This is a genomic window from Bacillus sp. Nf3, assembly GCF_003028545.1.
Taxonomy (GTDB): Bacteria; Bacillota; Bacilli; order Bacillales; family Bacillaceae; genus Bacillus; species Bacillus safensis.
On the sequence record NZ_PYUA01000002.1, the window covers coordinates 56,484 to 74,159 of the forward strand.

Here is a 17,676-nt window from a genome sequence, read left to right on the forward strand (position 1 = left end):
CCGCAAAGCAAAAAAGCGGGGGTGTTTTGATTAAAAGTCGAAGTTGTCTGGATCTGGACCGATACGTTTGTTTTCATTTAAGTCAGAAAGACGTTTCATATCCTTATCAGTTAAGACAAAATCAAATATATCAGCGTTCTCTTTTAAACGATGTGCTTTCGTTGATTTTGGGATGGTGATGACGCCTTTTTGTACATCCCAGCGCAAAATAATTTGAGCAGGTGTTTTACTGTATGTGTCTGCCAGCTCTGTGATCAGCGGGTGATGCAGTAGTTCACCCTGCATCAGCGGTGACCAAGCTTCCATTTGAATGCCATGAGAGTTCAAATACGTATAGAGTGTTTCCTGCGTTAGCTTTGGATGAAATTCTACTTGATTGATAGCTGGTTTGATCTCTGTATCTTTTAATAGCTCGTCTAAGTGATGCGGCTGGAAGTTGCTCACTCCGATGGCTCTGACCTTTCCTTCACGATACAAGGTTTCCAGTGCACGCCAAGCTTCTTTGTATTTTCCTTCAACCGGCCAATGGATTAAATACAGATCAAGGTAGTCAAGCTGAAGTTTTTTCAAGCTTTCTTCGTATGCATGAAGGGTAGATTCATATCCTAAATCGGCATTCCACACTTTTGATGTGACAAAAATGTCCTCGCGGCGCAGTCCTGTTTCTGCTAAACCAAGCTGTATGCCTCGTCCAACACCTTCTTCATTTCCATAAATAGCCGCTGTATCAATACTGCGATAGCCTAATTGAATGGCTGTTTTGACAGCATCAACTAATTCTGCTCCATCTTCTACTTTGAATACACCAAGGCCAAAGCCTGGCATGCGGACTCCATTGTTTAATGTTTTTGTACTTTGTAAATGTTCCATAATAAAAACTCCTTTAGATGGTTTCTTTTTGTTCCATTTGATAACTAATCATCGTAAGAATGGCTGCGATGAGGACCATAATGCCGCCGACCCAGCCTGTATGAACAAGACCAAGTGAATCTGTCACGATGCCGCCTAAAAATGAGCCAATGGCAATACCGGCATTAAAGGCAGCGATATTCATAGCAGATGCGACGTCGACTGCTCCAGGGGTGTATCTTTCGGCAAAATCAACGACGGCTACTTGCAGTCCAGGTACATTCATGAAAGCAAACAGCCCCATCAGCATGACGGTTCCAATGCCTAATACTGTGAATCCTGCAGTGAAGCTAAGGATAAACAAGATGATGCTTTGGATAATAAACATATAGATCAGTGCTTTCATTGGCTGTGCATTAGCAGCTTTTCCGCCAATGACATTTCCGGCTGCGATCGTGATGCCGTATAAAAGCAGGATCAACGCCACAGCCCCAGGCGCAAGACCTGTCACATGCTGCAAGAGAGGAGATAAATATGTGAAGACGACAAAGGTTCCTCCATACCCTGTTGCTGTAATGACAAATAAAAGCAAGATTCTTTTTGTTTTTAATAGGACAGCTTGATCTTTAAAGGATGTTTTCACACCCTGCTTTAGTTGAGACGGAACAAGAAAATAGTTGGATATCAGTGCGATCAGACCAATGATCACAATTACACCAAATGATGTCCGCCAGCCGAACTCATGACCAAGAAATGTCCCGAATGGCACACCTGTCACAGTCGCTACTGTTAAACCAGTGAACATAAAGGCAATGGCGCTTGCCCGTTTTTCTTTCACGACAAGGCTTGCAGCAATCGTAGAGCCAATGGACATGAAGATTCCATGGGACAAGGCTGAAATCACCCGGCCGATTAACAGCACTGAAAAAGTCGGGGCAATGGTGGCAAGTGTATTACCAACCAAAAAGACGAGCATAATGAGCAAAAGCAATGTCTTTCTTTTCATCGTGGAAGTAAGGGAAGTCAATATAGGCGCACCAAATGTCACACCAAGTGCATATAAAGAGACAGTCCAGCCCGCCTGACTGACGCTCACTCCAAAGTCCTCTGAGATCATTGGCAAAAGACCGACACTAATGAACTCAGTTGTTCCTATAGCAAAAGCACTAATCGCTAGTGCGAGCAGAGCAAAATGGTTTTGCTTGTTCTTCATCAGTAAGTTCACATCCTTCTGTGATGACATTTTGATAGACGAAGCCGATCGGCAAGAGTTATTATCTAACATAGATGACGAAAAAAAAAGTACGTACTTTTTTGTAATATAGGTACTAAAAAGTGCCTATTCGTACAAAGAGGAGTGAATATTCGATGGAAAAGAAAAAATATAATATCTCTGTGGAAGCAACGCTTGATGTCATAGGCGGGAAGTGGAAGTGTGTGATTTTATGTCATTTGACACACGGGAAAAAACGTACGAGCGAATTGAAGCGGCTCATGCCAAACATCACACAAAAAATGCTGACGCAGCAGCTGAGAGAGCTTGAAAGTGATGGCGTCATTAACCGGATTGTCTATGAACAGGTGCCGCCTAAAGTGGAATATGAATTAAGTGAATACGGACAGTCACTCGAAAGAATTCTCAATGCGCTATGCGATTGGGGAGCAGCTCATATTGAACGTGTGTATGGAGAGCCGCTTTCAGTGCTGGAAGACAGCATCTTAAATGAACAGTTTAAATAAAAGAGCCCCGCTTTCTTGTGAGAGCGGGACTCTTTGTCTTACGTGCCTTTTTTCTGGTCGCGGTATTTACCAGGAGTTGTGCCTTCCAGCTTTTTAAAGGATCGGATGAAATTTTGCGGGTTTTTATATTTCAGTTTTTCCGAAATTTCTTTGACGGACATATCGGTTTCTACAAGCCAGTTTTTAGCGACATGGTGTCTGTAGGAAGAGAGATATTCGCTAAAGGAGATATCCATTTCCTTTCTGAAAATACTGCTTAAATAATTGGGATTGTAATGCAGGCGTGTGGCGATTTCATCCAAGGTGAGATCTGAGTCGAATTCTTGATGAATAATATGAATGATTTTTTCTGAGATGTTTTTGTATTGTGAGTCTTCACGTGCAGCAAGCTGGTCAATAATTGGCCGGATGATCTCATGTTTCAGCCATGCTTCTGTATCTTCAAAGGTTTTAAATTCAAAAATCGTATCATAGAGCATTTTGTTGTCTTCGATCTCAAATAATTCAATACCCAGCAAATGCATCAGCTCAATTAAATTGTTTAAAAAACGAGCGAGGGCGATCTGGTATTCGTGCGGTCCTGCATTTTTAGAGAAAATGGATTGCAGGAGCACATGTAAATAGTGATCCGCCTTGCCTTGATCGCCAGCTTTCACCGCATCAAATAAATCATGCTGCAGCTGCTTTGGAAAATGGGTTTTGAACGTCTTTCCTTGCTGGATATGCTCATATAAGATAATGGATTTTTTCTCTGCTTTGAGTCTGTATTTTAAGGCTTCTTTTCCTTCAATGTAAGCGTGTTTTGCCATCGTAAGCTCCTTAAACTGGCGGCTGATCCCAATGCTGATCGATAAACCAAGCTCATCTTCGATACGCTGCTGAATGGTTTCTGCTAATTGGTTTAAATATTCAGTAAACTCTTCGTCTGACTTTGAGTGGTTAAGGATAATCGTTGTTTGATGTTCATTGACAACGGTTGGCTGAAGGTGCTCCTCTTGCGGAATAATCTGCTCGATCAGTCCATTGATCGCAAATAAAAGCAAATCAGCATCTTTTTTTTCATAAGGTGTTCCTTTTAACGTATCGATTTGGGTCACGAGCATGGACAAATGAGACCAGCCCTGGGGAAAGCCTAAGCTTTGGAACCGGTTGTTTACTTCTTCATCTGTCAGCTTTCCAAGCAGCAGACGTACCATAAAGTATTGCTGTAAGTGTGTCACTTGCTGCTCAATCCGTTCCTCTAAATCATTGTTTTGATCTTTCATTTGTTTAATACTCGATTCAATTAATTCAAATTCATTTTGAAAAGGCTGTTTTTGCAAAAATGATTCATTGCGTGCAAATGACTCATATAATAAGCGGATTGGTTTATAAAAGTGTCTGGAACCAAACCATGAAAATAATAATGAAAGCGCTAACAAAATAGTGCAGATAATAAAGGTAATCCACCCGATTGATTTCGTTTGCTGCTTAAGTTCTGGAATAGAAACAAAGGATAGGTACGTCCATTCATTATAATCTGATTTTTGAAATGTGATTTGATAGTTGAGTTCGTCGATCTTCATATCAAATTGTCCTGATCGTTTTTCAAGTGAGAGCACATGCTTGACGAAATCTTGATATTTCAGCGATTCACCAATTTGTTCTTTGCGATTATGTAGCAGCACTTTTCCATTTGTATCGATGACAAACATGCTATCTGATTGAGAGAAGTCAGGCATGTTATCAGCAATCACGCAGCTTGGAATGCTGGCGACAGCGATTCCCTTTTTTTGAACGCTGTTCATAGGCAGTTGTTTGATTAAATTCACATTGTACTTGCAAAAGGATGCTTTACCTTCTTTAGTCGCAACAAGTGGATTATTCTCTTCAAGTGCCCAGCTGGAGTGACTTGGTATATTGAGGTAAGAGGTCAGCGCTTTTTCTTGGTCTTCGCTTGTGACATGATAAAGCCCCGAATTGTTCATGTACCAGTCTTCCATTTTACTGACGAGTGTAATATTGGAAAGGTCGGTGTCAAAGGTTTGCAGGTAGTTCAGTTCCTGCTGTACTTGATTATAAAGCTGGAATTGGTCTGGATTTAAAGGTTCTGCCAGTGTTTGAAGGAGAGGTATCGAACTGACATAGTGAGTGAGAGAATGATCAACCGTTTTTAAAATATGCTCAATATTGGATTGCGTTTGTTTGACGCTGTCGAGCTTTTCATTTGAGATATTTTCAAGTGCTGTTTTTTGCGAATGCTGATAAGAAAAAATACCGACAATGATAACAGGAATCGTACTAAGTATGAAAAAAAACGTCACAAGCTTGTAATAAAATTTATACTGCCTTCTTTTCATAAAACCCCCCATTTCAAACGAAACAATCTTTTCCCCTTAATTTATTAATCCAAAAATCTGGTAGGTTTGTCAATAATCATTTTCTGAGATTAGGATCATTTTCTTATGTTTTATGTAACGTTTTGAGTAGCTTCACCTATGAAAATATGATCTGTTGATATGATTGTAGACGGATTTTTCATCCTTAAGATACAGTTAACACATGCATCAGCATGAGGGGAGGCTTTATCAATGAAAACAGAGGATGTCACTGCCAAGGGTGTGCCTGCGGCAGCTTTGAAAAACGAAAAAAGAAAGCGCTTACTTAATCAACTGCTTAGTCAAAAGTTTTTGTATTTAATGATTTTGCCGGGGCTCATTTATTTTCTTGTCTTTAAATATGTGCCAATGTGGGGGCTCATCATTGCCTTTCAAGATTACCAGCCGTTTCTCGGCATTCTTGGCAGTGAGTGGGTTGGCTTCAAACACTTTATTCGCTTGTTTACAGAACCAACATTTTTCATCTTATTAAAAAATACGCTGATTTTATTTGCCATGAATGTTGTGATTTTCTTTCCAATTCCGATTTTATTAGCCCTTCTTTTAAACGAAGTGAGATTGGCATTGTTTAAGAAGTTTGTACAGACGATGATTTATATCCCTCACTTCATGTCATGGGTCATTGTCGTGTCCTTATCTTTTGTTTTGTTAACAGTAGATGGCGGGTTAATTAATGAATTGATTGCTTTCTTTGGAGGGGAAAAGATTAACTTCCTTCTTAGTCAGGAATGGTTTAGACCGATGTACATTTTACAGGTGATCTGGCGGGAAGCGGGATGGTCGACGATCATTTATCTTGCGGCGATTACAGCGGTAGATCCACAGCTATATGAAGCAGCAAAAATGGATGGTGCGGGGAGATTGAGACAAATGTGGCACATCACACTTCCTGCCATCAAAAGTGTCATTGTCGTTCTGCTTATTTTGAAAATTGGTGATACGCTTGAGCTTGGCTTTGAGCATGTCTATCTATTACTGAACGCAACGAACCGGGAAGTAGCGGAGATTTTTGATACGTATGTCTATACAGCAGGTCTTAAGCAAGGACAATTCAGTTATAGTACCGCTGTTGGTTTATTTAAAGCAGCTGTTGGACTTATTTTGGTCATGCTGGCAAACCGTTTAGCGAAGAAATTCGGGGAAGAAGGTATTTATTAAAAAGGGAGATGAGGAAGAATGACATTATCCATTGAAAAGGGATCACCGCTTGAGCATGCAGAGAAATTAGCACAAACCATTATGAAAGCGTATACACCAATTGAGCTGCCGCCAGCTGGAAGGTGGCATTATCATCAAGGCGTTTTTCTTTGCGGCGTCATGAAGCTATATGAGGCAACAGGGAACGAGGCGTATTTCGATTATGTGAAAAACTATGCGGATTCACTCATTGATGAGTACGGTAATCTGTTATTTCGCAGGGATGAGCTTGATGCCATACAAGCAGGGCTCATTTTATTCCCTCTTTACGAACGAACGAGAGAGGAGCGGTATGTGCTCGCAGCGGAGAAGCTGCGCGGACTTTATCGTACGCTAAACCGCACGTCTGAGGGCGGATTTTGGCATAAAGATAATTATGCTTATCAAATGTGGCTCGATGGTCTCTACATGGGCGGTCCTTTTGCCTTAAAGTATGCTCAGCTTAGAGATGAAGAGTCACTTGTGGATATGGTCATCCATCAAGAGCATCTCATGAGAAAGCATACGAAAGATGAACAGACAGGTCTATATTATCACGCGTGGGATGAACGAAAAACGATGCCATGGGCTGATCAAAAGACCGGCTGTTCCCCAGAGTTTTGGGCAAGATCGTTTGGCTGGTATGTCCTTGCATTAGCAGATATGATCGAGGACCTGCCCGAGCAGCATGAGATGCGGAAAGTGTGGAAGGAAACACTGACAGACATGCTGGAAAGTGTGGCAAAGTACCAGGATCAAACAACAGGTCTCTGGCATCAAATCATTGATAAAGGAGATCACAGTGACAATTGGCTTGAAAGCTCGGGATCGTGTTTATTCATGTACGCCATGGCAAAGGCGATGAATGAAGGGTATGTGGGCCTCCGTTATGTTGATCATGTGGTCAAAGCATATCAAGGCTTGATTCAGCATAAGACGGATGAGAAAGAAAATGGTGATTTTACCATCAACGATATCTGTATTGGAACATCTGCGGGATTTTATGATTATTACGTTGGAAGAGAGCGGAGCACAAATGACTTGCACGGGGCAGGCGCTTTTATTATGGCGTTAACTGAGCTAGAAAAGCTGTCTGTTTTTCAAAAGGCATGAGAAGGCAAAAAAGAGCCGTCGTATGGCTCATCAGTTTCATCGCTGCCTTTTGTTTATCTGCCTGTCAGGGGAAAACAAACGGTATCGATGTCCTGATTTTTTCTGATATGTCAAAAGGAATGAAGGATCAATTAGCGGAGAAGGCTTTTCAGCCGGAACAAGAGACTTATAGCGTCCACATCTTTCCGGCGGTTCCTGAAAAGCTTCTTGTTGAAATTACCTCAAAAGAGGGGGACGTGATGCTTGTCCCAGAAGAAATGTTTAGAACGTATGATGATCCTGAAAGCTTTCAGCTGCTGGAAGAGATGGAAATAGGCGATCAAGCAGCAGGACCATATACGGTCGAGGACAAAAAGACAGGGAAAACGGTCGATTATGCGGTACAAATCAATAAAGGAACGAAAAAACTCAACGGTTATACCTTTCAATTACATCGAGATATGGTCGCTTTTATTCCCGTGTATGCTGACAAGACGAAAGAGGCGCTATCTCTTATGAAACAGCTTCGTGAAAACCAATAGAAAATGGGGTGAGGAATGTGAAACGGGTCGTGATTTGCGGGCTGAGTCATCGTGCGTTCAATATGTTTATTCGACCGCTTACAGAGGATTTCAATGAGCAGTATAAGATTACAGGGCTCCTAGATATAGATGATCAGCGGTATACACTTTGTCAGGAGCGTTTTCCATCACTCCGGGGCGTTTCGTTTTTTCATAAAGATGCATTTGATCAGATGGTCAAGAAAGCAAAACCAGATATCGTCATTGTGGCAGGCAGGGATGATACACATGTCACGTATATCATGCAGGCACTTGACCATGATCTAGATGTCATCACCGAAAAGCCGATGGTGACAACAGCAAAAGACGCCAAAAAAGTGATGGAAAAAGAGGCGGAAAGTAAAGGAAAGGTCACGGTCACCTTTAATTATCGCTACAATCCCTTCCATCGAAAGATAAAAGAACTGATTCTAGACGGGAAAATTGGTAGGGTCACATCCGTTGAATTGAGCTGGCTTATTGATACGTATCATGGTGCTAGTTATTTCAAAAGGTGGAACCGTACACGTCAATTCTCTGGCGGACTGTCTATTCATAAGTCGACGCATCATTTTGATCTGGTCAACTGGTGGATTGATCAAAAGCCGAAGCAAGTATTTGCCTACGGGGCGCTGAACTATTACGGCAGCGAAAGCCCTTGGAATCCCTTGCACGGGGAGGAAAATAGATTTTGCGGAACATGTCATGTGAAGGATATCTGTCATTATGAAGCAAGGTGGAATCCGCGGGTTGAGCGCTCAAAGGTGGAGGACGACCATATTGAATCCGGTCAGGAGCAAACGCAGCAGTACTCAAATTATCGCCCAGATGCGTGTATTTTTGATCAGGAAATTGATATTGAGGATACATATGTGGCGTCAGTCGCTTATGATCAAGGGGCTCTGCTCAGCTATTCGATTCAATTCTCCGCCCCATATGAAGGCTATCGTCTGGCTATTAATGGGACGAAGGGGCGTATTGAAACGAATGAGTTTCATGTGCCATCAAGAATTCCTTTTCAATTCCCAGAACAAACAATTTCTTATTACCCGATGTTTGGATCAAAGGAGACAATTGAAGTCGTCAAGCAGCCAGGCGGACATGGCGGAGGAGATCCTCTGCTTTTGGCTGATTTATTTATAGGAAAAGATCCATTGATTCACTACGACATTTTAGCAGGTGCAGAGGCAGGTGCTTATTCGATTGCTCTTGGAGAAGGCATGTGGCGATCTGCCGCAGAAAAACGACCAATTGAAATTGATGAATTGTTTCATAAAGAGAAGGTGTAAAGAGAGGAGGGGAAAGAGATGGATCATGATGGTTCAATGAGCAGAATGCTGAGGATGTGTGAGTGGGTGATGAGACTCGCCTATACGAATTTGTTATGGCTTTTGTTCACCATCCTAGGGCTTGGGATCTTTGGCTTGATGCCTGCGACCACTGCGTTATTCTCCGTAATGAGAAAATGGATTCAAGGGCATGAGCAGATCAATGTATTCCGCACTTTTTGGAAGGTATACCGAGAGGAGTTTGTCCGCTCTAACATGATTGGAGTGGTGCTGTTCATCATTGGAACGATTATTTATGTCGATCTTGCTTATATTTATCCGACGAGCTGGCCCTTACATGTACTTCGCTTTGCTATATATATTTTTGGTTTTCTGTTTATTGTGAGCTTATTTTATATTTTTCCGCTGCTTGCTCATTACGATTGGAAAAAACGTCTCTATCTGAAATTCTCTCTGCTGCTTGGTGTGTCATATTTGCAATATACACTCTCTATGCTTGTTTTCTCGGCTGTGCTGTTTGTTCTGTTTGCTTATTTACCGGGAATCGTGCCATTTTTTAGCGTGAGCATACTCGCCTACGGTCATATGTGGCTGGCCTATCAAGTCTTTAAAAAGGTAGAGTTTGAAAGTGAGCACGAGACAGCCGAAGTGAAGAAGCGGCTGCCGTCTTTCCTTCAATCGAAGCGGGTGAATACGCAGTGAAGTGAACCATCTGCTATAATGGTGTCACCGTGATGAAAAGGAGAGATGAGACTCGTGTCAGTGAAAGAAATTTCAATAGAAGAATTAAAACAAAAGCTGGAGCAGGAAGACGCCATTCAGCTTGTCGATGTACGTGAGGATGAAGAGGTAGCAGAAGGGATGATTCCGGAAGCAGTCCACATTCGAATGGGCGATATCCCTGAGAAGCTGGGTGCATTCGATCAAACGCAGGAATATTATATTATTTGCCGCTCTGGTAAACGTAGTGAAAATGTCTGCTATTACCTAGAAGATCAAGGTTACCAAGCGACCAATGTTGTTGGCGGAATGCTTGCTTGGACAGGAGAAACAAAACCGAAGCTGTAAACAGAAGGCCTTTCATCTTATCTATGATGAAAGGTTTTTTTGTTCATATGCCTCTCTCTATGTGCATAAAGATAGAGTAGCGAGAGAAGGGAGAGTGGCATAGGTGCTAAAGGTAGCTGTATTTGATGAAGAGCATGAGAAAGATTTGCAGAGCGAAATCAATCATTTTTTAAAAGGAATGGATGACGACCAAATCATTGACATCAAGTACAATGTAGCGGTGATCTGTGAGCAGGGAGGGGAACAACTTTACTGTTTTTCTGCACTCATTTTATATAAAAAATAGACGGCATCAAAAAAAGGACCTGCTTGAAGGGTCCTTTTTCTTTGGTTAGCTGGCGTCAATATATAAACGGTGCTTTTTGCAGTGAACACATTGGAAGAGGTAGCCTTGTAAGTCTCCTCCGTTGACGAGCCATTGCTTTAGGTTTTCTTTCGTCAATCCTTCGCCGCTGCAAATGTCTTCGATATCCTCGGCGAGTTCTTCCTCTAGATGTTCAATCTCCTTCCAGCCGACATACTGGACGATTGCGCAAAAATCTCCGCAATGACTTAACCAATATTCCTGCTGCCATCCGCGGTACCCTGGCGTTCTGAAGATCAGCTCATCGATATATTCCTCTTGATCGACGTCATCACAGCTCGCATCATCTTGAAAGATTCCATTGTATTTTTTAGCCGCTGATCCATCTTTAATGCACCAAGGACAAATTCCCTCCACATCTTCAACAGCATAAAAAGGGCCATGGTACACATAATCTCTTTCTTTCTCACAAACAGGACATGTCGTATGCTCTTTTTTAATCACGTTTAACAAAACTGGATCTGGGTTGTACTTGAACGTAGGTAACGTCATATAAACCTCCATTATGTAGAAAGTGATGATTCATCATTATTTTACAGGAATCCTCAAGCTCGAGACAATCTTAAATTGTGTATATAGAAAAAAGCCGTTCGGATAAGGAACGGCTTTTTCTCGCTTGCGATTATGCTTTTTTTACTCTTGGACTTCTTGGTTTATTGACTTGATTGGCTTGTTTGATGATTCTTCGTTCATCATTTAGTGATTTATACAGCGAGACAATCATCAATATGATGACAACGGAGAACGGCAAGGCTGCGAGCTTGGCTGTATTTTGCAGGGCTTCGAGTCCCCCTGAAAATAAAAGCACAGCAGCAACAGCAGATTGGATAATGCCCCAGCTGACTTTGACACTGCCAGAAGGATTCAATGATCCGTAGGTTGTCTGCATTCCAAGCACAAATGTAGCTGAATCAGCCGATGTAATAAAGAATACGGCGATTAATATGAGTGCTAGTATCGATGTAATCATCGCCAGCGGATATTCATTAAGCACACCGAAGAGCATCGTTTCAGTTGATAGACCTGCAACATCGACAATATTCTTTTGCTGTAAGTCCATTGCAGATACACCGAAAATCGAGAACCATAGGAATACTAGGATAGAAGGAGCGACTAAGACACCCACTAAAAATTCGCGAATCGTTCGCCCGCGTGACACTCTAGCGATAAAGATCCCGACAAATGGTGCCCAAGAAATCCACCATGCCCAATAAAAGATCGTCCATCCATTAATCCATTCTCTCTTTTCAGGATCATTTGGAGATAGACGGAAGCTCATTTGAACGATATTGGATAAGTATTGTCCAATCGAGTCAGTAAATGAATTTAAGATAAAAACAGTTGGACCTACCAAAAGTAAGAAAAACATCAGAACAGCTGCTAATACCATGTTGATATTACTTAAGTATTTAATGCCTTTTCCAATTCCGCTCAAAGCAGATGCAAGGAAAAGCACCGTCACAATGATAATAATGATCAATTGTGTGCTAAAGGCAATTGGAATATGAAAAAGATAATTCAACCCACCGTTTATTTGTGCCGCACCTAATCCTAGGCTTGTCGCAACACCAACTACAGTTGCAAATACCGCAATACAATCGATGGTTTTTCCGATCCATCCATTCGTTTTATTTCCTAAAACAGGCTGCAGCGTTGCACTGATTAAGCCAGGTGCATCTTTTCTAAATTTAAAGTAAGCAATGCAAAGTGCAACAATGGCATAAATAGCCCATGCATGAAGCCCCCAGTGGAAAAATGTATAGCGAAGGGAATCGCGGAAGGCCTGTGCCGTTTCAGTCTCCCCTGTTGGTGACTGAATAGCATAGTGGCTGATCGGTTCAGCTGCTCCGTAAAAAACAAGACCAATTCCCATACCGGCACTAAATAGCATAGCAAACCAAGAAAATAGACCAAATTCAGGCTCTTCCCCCGGTTTTCCTAGCGTAATCTTACCGATTGGGCTAAAGATAAAGAATAGACAAAAGCCGACAAGCAGTGATACCACTAACAAGTAATACCAGCCAAAGTCATTTGTAATGTATGTTTGAATTTGATCTGTGACATTTTGCAATGTGTCTGGAGAAAATGCTCCCCACATCACGGCAACAAATGTGATCGCAATCACAATCCAAAATACACTTGATACGTTTTTCACACCATCTCACTCTCCTGTTGTTCTACACGTTTAAGCAGAGGACTTTGCTTAATATCCCCTAACTCAACTTATTTCAAACAAAAAGAGGCGAGCTTCTCACTCGACCTCTACTTTACCGTAACATGTTTTGCTTCCATTTATCAACTATCGATATGGGAAGACGATTTTTCCTCAATTCGTTTGCGAAGACGGTAGACATATTCTTTTAAACATACAGCGAAAATGGTAAACGCCAAAACAATAGCGATTTTTAACGGGGAAATCGACAGCTTCAAGAAAACAGCGGCTGTCAAACTAATAACGACCGCAAGAACAATCGGTAGTGCACGTCTGATCATTGACCTCTCTCCTTTGCTTCTAGTGCAGCATTCATGCCGGCAAGCCTGCCTGTCACAAGTGCTGACGTGATATTGTAGCCTCCAGTATAGCCATGGATGTCTAGAATTTCTCCGCAGAAATAAAGACCTGGCATTTTTTTAGACGCCATTTTCTTCGGTTCAATTTCTTTCACAGAAACGCCGCCTCCTGTCACGAACGCTTTATCCAAGGATAGGGTACCATTTGCATGCACAATAAAATGTTTGCAATCATGGGCAAATGCACGCAGTTTATCCTTGGCTAGACCAGAGAATGTGTCTTGTGGATCAATACCGTTCCGTTCTAATAGAAACAATAAATAGCGTTCTTGCATCCAAGACTTGAGGACATTTTTAATGGCTTTCTTCGGTTCATCTTTTAGGTCACGAAGAAGCTTTTGGAACAGCTCCTCGTCATTCAACTTCGGATATAAGTCGATTTGCAGGCGGACTGCCGGCTGCTTTTTCAATTCTTTCACAACAAATCCGCTGCATCTAAGAACAGCTGGACCCGATAAACCAAAGTGAGTAAAGATCATATCCATGACATGTGTGACGACGGGTTTCCCTTTTTTATTTAAAACACTGACAGCCACACTTCTTAAAGAAAGACCTTGAAGCACTTTTTCTTTAATAAATCGTTCATTTGATGTGACCGGTACCTCTGTTGGGAAAAGCTCTGTAATGGTATGACCGGCTGCTTCTGCCCATGCATAGCCGTCACCAGTAGAGCCGGTATGCGGTACACTTTTTCCGCCGACAGCAATGACGACAGCCTTACTTGAAATTTTTTCATCATTATTTGTAACAATTCCAGCTGCTTGTCCGTCTTGATACAGAACCGTTTTAATTTTTTCGTTCGTTCGAATGGTGACATTGAGGGCGCGGAGCCTGTCTAGAAGGGCATCCACAACAGATTGTGCTTTGTTTGACACAGGGAACATACGTCCATGGTCTTCTTCTTTTAGTTCAATGCCAAGGTTTTCAAAAAATGAAATAATATCCTCGTTGTTGAACTCAGAAAATGCACTATATAGAAAACGGCCGTTTCCGGGAATATGCTTGATGATTTCTTCTACTGGAAGGCGATTGGTGACGTTACACCGTCCGCCGCCAGAAATGGCCAGCTTTCTGCCAAGTTTGTTTCCTTTGTCAATTAACAGAACAGTAGCGCCATGCTCTGCTGATGCAATCGCGGCCATCAGTCCAGAAGGTCCGCCGCCAATGACAATGACATCATAATGTTTCATGTTACATTCCTCTTTCTACTTTCAGTCATTTTTCTATTATAACGAAGATTAGGGAAGGCTGAAATATGAATTGATTGGTTTTGTGACTTCAGTATTGGATTTGTTACCTGTGTGTTGAGTTGATGTGGTAAAATAGTTAAGTTGAATATTCATTAGAAAAATGGTGGTTAAGCGCATGTCTAATAAACTGCTTCGTGGTACGTTGGTTTTAACGATAGGGACGTATCTCTCTCGTATTCTTGGTATGATTTATTTAATTCCATTTAGCGCAATGGTTGGAGCAACTGGTGGTGCGCTATTTCAATATGGATACAATCAGTTTACGATTTTCATTAGCATTGCTACTCTGGGTTTTCCAGCAGCAGTGTCTAAATTTGTTTCAAAATATAATGCGATTGGTGACTTTGAGACAACACGAAAAATGTTTAGAGCCGGCATGTCTGTCATGCTTGTTTCAGGTATCATTGCTTTTAGTATTTTATATTTATCAGCCCCAATTTTTGCTGAGATACAGCTCGGTGGATCAACCGAAACTGGTGGACTAACGGTTGACCAAGTGACATATGTAATTAGAATGGTGAGTTTGGCTCTCTTAGTTGTCCCGATTATGGGTCTCATACGTGGGTTTTTCCAAGGGCATCAAATGATGGGACCAACAGCAGTTTCACAAGTTGTTGAACAGATAGTCCGAATTATCTTCTTGTTGACGGCAACTTATGTCATTTTAAAGGTTCTTAACGGTGGGCTTGTCATCGCAGTAGGATATGCTACTTTTGCTGCTCTGATTGGTTCTTTTGGAGGTTTATTCACGTTATATGTATATTGGATCAAGCGGAAAGATAAATTACTTGCGATGCAGCCTAATTCTGGACCAAATTTAGGCCTTGGATATAAAAAAATATTTATTGAGCTATTTAGTTATGCTGCTCCATACGTTTTTGTTGGATTAGCTATTCCTCTATACTCTTACATTGATACTAATACTATTAATAAAGCAATGATTAATGCTGGTTTTAAAGATATAAGTACTGCAGTACTTTCTATAGTTACTTTATATTTACCTAAGCTTGTAATGATTCCAGTATCATTAGCGACGGCATTTGGTTTAACATTAATTCCAACTATCACAGAATCTTTTACATCACGAAATTATAAATTATTAAACCGACAAATTGACCAAACGATGCAAGGCGTTCTATTTTTCGTGCTGCCTGCATCATTTGGTATCTCGGCATTGGCTGGACCGGTTTATTGGTTCTTCTATCCATCGGTTCACCCTGAGATTGGGATCTCCATTTTGTTCTGGTATGCACCTGTTGCATTATTGTTTTCTTTATTCACCATTAATGCAGCGATTCTGCAAGGGATTAACAAACAAAAATTTGCTATCGTTAGTCTTTTGTTAGGGATCATTATTAAAACGGTTCTAAACATCCCGCTGATCAGCTGGCTGCAAGGAAATGGTTCTGTACTGGCAACAGCATTAGGTTATAGTGCGTCTATCTTGTATATGTTTATCATGATTAAACGACATGCCGGCTATTCGTTCCGCAGAATTTTCAAACGTTTTATTCTGATTGGCATTTTAACAGCGATCATGGGTGTGGTGGCATTTATGACAAGTCAGCTTGTGAACCAAGTGATTTCTTATGAAGGCGGAATTGTACAAGCGGGTATCGTCATTTTGATTTCCATGATCACTGGCGGCGGTGTGTATATGTTCTTATCTTATAAGGTGGGATTACTAGAGCGTGTACTTGGCAGTCGTATGCCGAAATTTTTAAGAAAAAAGAGTTAAGAAGAGGTAGATACTCATGAGGCTTGATAAATTACTTGCTAACAGCGGCTTTGGTTCAAGAAAAGATGTGAAAAAGCTTGTCAAGGCCCGGGCGGTCACAGTGAATGGAGAAGTGGCGAAGCAGGTGAAAGATCATGTTGATCCATCAAATGATGAAGTGCTTGTACACGGAGAGCGTGTAGAATATAAAGAATTCATTTACTTAATGATGAACAAGCCGGACGGGGTGATTTCAGCAACTGAAGATCTGCGGGATGAAACGGTAGTCGATTTACTCGAGCCGGAGGATATCGCAAGGGAGCCATTTCCTGTGGGGAGACTGGATAAGGATACGGTCGGTCTCCTTCTCCTTACAAATGATGGACAGCTTGCTCATCAATTACTTTCTCCAAAAAAGCATGTGCCTAAAACGTATGAAGTTCATTTGAAATATCCTTTAGGTGATCAAGACATTAAGCGTCTTGAAGAAGGTGTTGTTATCTTAGATGATTATCACACGAAGCCGGCGAAGGTTGAAGTAGATGCGAATGAAGAGGAAGATACACGCATCCGTTTGACGATTACTGAAGGGAAGTACCATCAAGTGAAGCTGATGGCCCAAGCGGTGGGAAATGAAGTGATCTTTTTAAAAAGGCTCACGATGGGGGCTGTCTCATTAGATGAAGATTTAGCACCTGGAGAGTACCGTGAATTGACGGATGAAGAATTAGACAGCTTAATGAATCGTGAATAACATAAGAACAAAAGAAAAGAACCGGCATATCGCCGGTTCTTCAGCGTGTAGACAAACCCTCGCATTCTTTGTCAGTCCTGCGCGCTGGTGCTCACGAATGTTAAATTCGCTCCGCGCCAGTGCTCGTTCTTCCTAGACTTCAAAGGTTTTCTATCACGCTGAAAAGAAGACAAAGGGCTAAAATAAAAATCATTTTAGCCCTTTGTCAACAATCTGCAAAAGAAAAGAACCGGCATATCGCCGGTTCTTTTTGTTATATGGACAATTCATTATACGCTTAAGATGATATTTTTACTTTTTTTCTCGTTGTTTCCCATTTGCCTCTGCTTGGACTATGAACAAGATCGTTATAGGCAAGCACGTTTAAGTCTCTTTGAATGGTTCTAGGTGTGATCCCGAATTCATCAACCAGCTCTTGTGTCGTCACAAGACCTTTCTCTTGAATGAACATATAAACTGATTTAATTCGAGTCATCATACGGTTTGTTGAAGGTTTCAAAAAACCACTCCCTATCAATAAGATCGGATGGACTTGACTAACCACAACTTACTACACTAAAACTGCGAAATAAGGACAAGCAACAATGGTAAATGTTCGTGTTTCTTAATGTTTTATTCTATTATACACGTTATTATGCATCTAGTTCCACCAAAAAGTCAACTTTACGTGTTTTTAAACTTGTCTTCATGAAATGAAATATGGTATATATCATGATTTGAATCCGGTTACAACCCAATAATGATAAGGGATACGATAGAAGCCGTCACGTTCAAACGTTCGAAAAATAACTCAGAAAATTTACAAAATAAAAAATTCAATGAAGGCAAAAAGGCACATCCTCACATGGAATGTGCCTTTTTTGTTTCT

The 17,676-nt window shown here is 41.3% G+C and carries 18 protein-coding genes; 10 read left to right on the forward strand and 8 right to left on the reverse strand.

The features are described from left to right. Nucleotides 1–30: 30 nt before the first annotated feature. On the reverse strand, nucleotides 31–873 hold the full coding sequence (locus C9414_RS05075; protein ID WP_181286119.1) for an aldo/keto reductase: 843 nt from the start codon (nucleotides 871–873) through the stop codon (nucleotides 31–33). A gap of 10 nt (nucleotides 874–883) precedes the next feature. Then, nucleotides 884–2,062 carry an MFS transporter gene (locus C9414_RS05080; RefSeq protein WP_107163200.1) on the reverse strand — a complete coding sequence of 393 codons (1,179 nt, stop codon included), beginning with the start codon at nucleotides 2,060–2,062 and terminating at the stop codon, nucleotides 884–886. A gap of 155 nt (nucleotides 2,063–2,217) precedes the next feature. On the opposite strand from C9414_RS05080, the gene C9414_RS05085 reads away from it, so the two are divergent. Continuing rightward, complete coding sequence (locus C9414_RS05085) at nucleotides 2,218–2,589, forward strand: winged helix-turn-helix transcriptional regulator (protein ID WP_034322520.1); 372 nt, start codon at nucleotides 2,218–2,220, stop codon at nucleotides 2,587–2,589. A gap of 38 nt (nucleotides 2,590–2,627) precedes the next feature. On the opposite strand, the gene C9414_RS05090 is transcribed toward C9414_RS05085, so the two are convergent. After that, nucleotides 2,628–4,928, reverse strand: a complete 2,301-nt coding sequence (locus tag C9414_RS05090; RefSeq protein ID WP_107163201.1) for a helix-turn-helix domain-containing protein — start codon at nucleotides 4,926–4,928, stop codon at nucleotides 2,628–2,630. 231 nt (nucleotides 4,929–5,159) lie between these two features. On the opposite strand from C9414_RS05090, the gene C9414_RS05095 reads away from it, so the two are divergent. The 7 genes from C9414_RS05095 to C9414_RS05125 all read left to right on the forward strand — a co-directional run bounded on the left by C9414_RS05095 (nucleotide 5,160) and on the right by C9414_RS05125 (nucleotide 10,438). Continuing rightward, nucleotides 5,160–6,125, forward strand: coding sequence for an ABC transporter permease (locus C9414_RS05095; RefSeq protein WP_047203508.1), 966 nt, complete (start codon nucleotides 5,160–5,162; stop codon nucleotides 6,123–6,125). An 18-nt stretch (nucleotides 6,126–6,143) separates the two neighbouring features. After that, entirely contained in the window at nucleotides 6,144–7,256 is a 1,113-nt protein-coding gene (locus tag C9414_RS05100) for a glycoside hydrolase family 88/105 protein (RefSeq protein ID WP_107163202.1), read from the forward strand. Next, nucleotides 7,253–7,777: a lipoprotein YteS gene (locus C9414_RS05105; RefSeq protein ID WP_107163203.1), complete on the forward strand. Its 525-nt coding sequence runs from the start codon at nucleotides 7,253–7,255 to the stop codon at nucleotides 7,775–7,777. Before C9414_RS05100 ends, C9414_RS05105 begins: the two co-directional genes overlap by 4 nt. 17 nt (nucleotides 7,778–7,794) lie before the next feature. Further along, entirely contained in the window at nucleotides 7,795–9,084 is a 1,290-nt protein-coding gene (locus C9414_RS05110) for a Gfo/Idh/MocA family protein (protein ID WP_107163204.1), read from the forward strand. A gap of 18 nt (nucleotides 9,085–9,102) precedes the next feature. Then, nucleotides 9,103–9,786 (forward strand): YesL family protein, encoded by a 684-nt coding sequence (locus C9414_RS05115; RefSeq protein ID WP_107163205.1) that lies wholly within the window; start codon nucleotides 9,103–9,105, stop codon nucleotides 9,784–9,786. A gap of 54 nt (nucleotides 9,787–9,840) precedes the next feature. Next, nucleotides 9,841–10,152: a rhodanese-like domain-containing protein gene (locus C9414_RS05120; protein ID WP_047203503.1), complete on the forward strand. Its 312-nt coding sequence runs from the start codon at nucleotides 9,841–9,843 to the stop codon at nucleotides 10,150–10,152. Nucleotides 10,153–10,255: 103 nt separating this feature from the next. Further along, a complete protein-coding gene (locus C9414_RS05125; RefSeq protein WP_024424881.1) occupies nucleotides 10,256–10,438 on the forward strand; it encodes a sporulation protein Cse60 in 183 nt (60 codons plus the stop codon). Between the two features lie 45 nt (nucleotides 10,439–10,483). Here the strand turns inward: C9414_RS05125 and C9414_RS05130 are convergent, their stop codons facing one another. The 4 genes from C9414_RS05130 to C9414_RS05145 form a co-directional block, all read right to left on the reverse strand. Further along, entirely contained in the window at nucleotides 10,484–11,008 is a 525-nt protein-coding gene (locus tag C9414_RS05130; RefSeq protein ID WP_107163206.1) for a CbrC family protein, read from the reverse strand. Nucleotides 11,009–11,138: 130 nt separating this feature from the next. Further along, nucleotides 11,139–12,671, reverse strand: coding sequence for a glycine betaine transporter OpuD (gene opuD, locus C9414_RS05135; RefSeq protein ID WP_039180749.1), 1,533 nt, complete (start codon nucleotides 12,669–12,671; stop codon nucleotides 11,139–11,141). 140 nt (nucleotides 12,672–12,811) lie between these two features. Beyond that, nucleotides 12,812–13,009 (reverse strand): hypothetical protein, encoded by a 198-nt coding sequence (locus C9414_RS05140; RefSeq protein ID WP_107163207.1) that lies wholly within the window; start codon nucleotides 13,007–13,009, stop codon nucleotides 12,812–12,814. Next, nucleotides 13,006–14,277, reverse strand: a complete 1,272-nt coding sequence (locus C9414_RS05145; RefSeq protein WP_107163208.1) for a BaiN/RdsA family NAD(P)/FAD-dependent oxidoreductase — start codon at nucleotides 14,275–14,277, stop codon at nucleotides 13,006–13,008. The genes C9414_RS05140 and C9414_RS05145 overlap by 4 nt, the downstream gene beginning before the upstream one ends. A 175-nt stretch (nucleotides 14,278–14,452) precedes the next feature. Here C9414_RS05145 and C9414_RS05150 point away from each other — a divergent pair, with 175 nt between their 5' ends. Continuing rightward, complete coding sequence (locus C9414_RS05150; RefSeq protein ID WP_039180744.1) at nucleotides 14,453–16,075, forward strand: putative polysaccharide biosynthesis protein; 1,623 nt, start codon at nucleotides 14,453–14,455, stop codon at nucleotides 16,073–16,075. Nucleotides 16,076–16,091: 16 nt separating this feature from the next. Further along, complete coding sequence (locus tag C9414_RS05155) at nucleotides 16,092–16,808, forward strand: pseudouridine synthase (protein WP_047203498.1); 717 nt, start codon at nucleotides 16,092–16,094, stop codon at nucleotides 16,806–16,808. Nucleotides 16,809–17,085: 277 nt separating this feature from the next. Here the strand turns inward: C9414_RS05155 and C9414_RS05160 are convergent, their stop codons facing one another. Continuing rightward, nucleotides 17,086–17,307 (reverse strand): DeoR family transcriptional regulator, encoded by a 222-nt coding sequence (locus C9414_RS05160; RefSeq protein ID WP_008356419.1) that lies wholly within the window; start codon nucleotides 17,305–17,307, stop codon nucleotides 17,086–17,088. Nucleotides 17,308–17,676 lie beyond the last annotated feature (369 nt).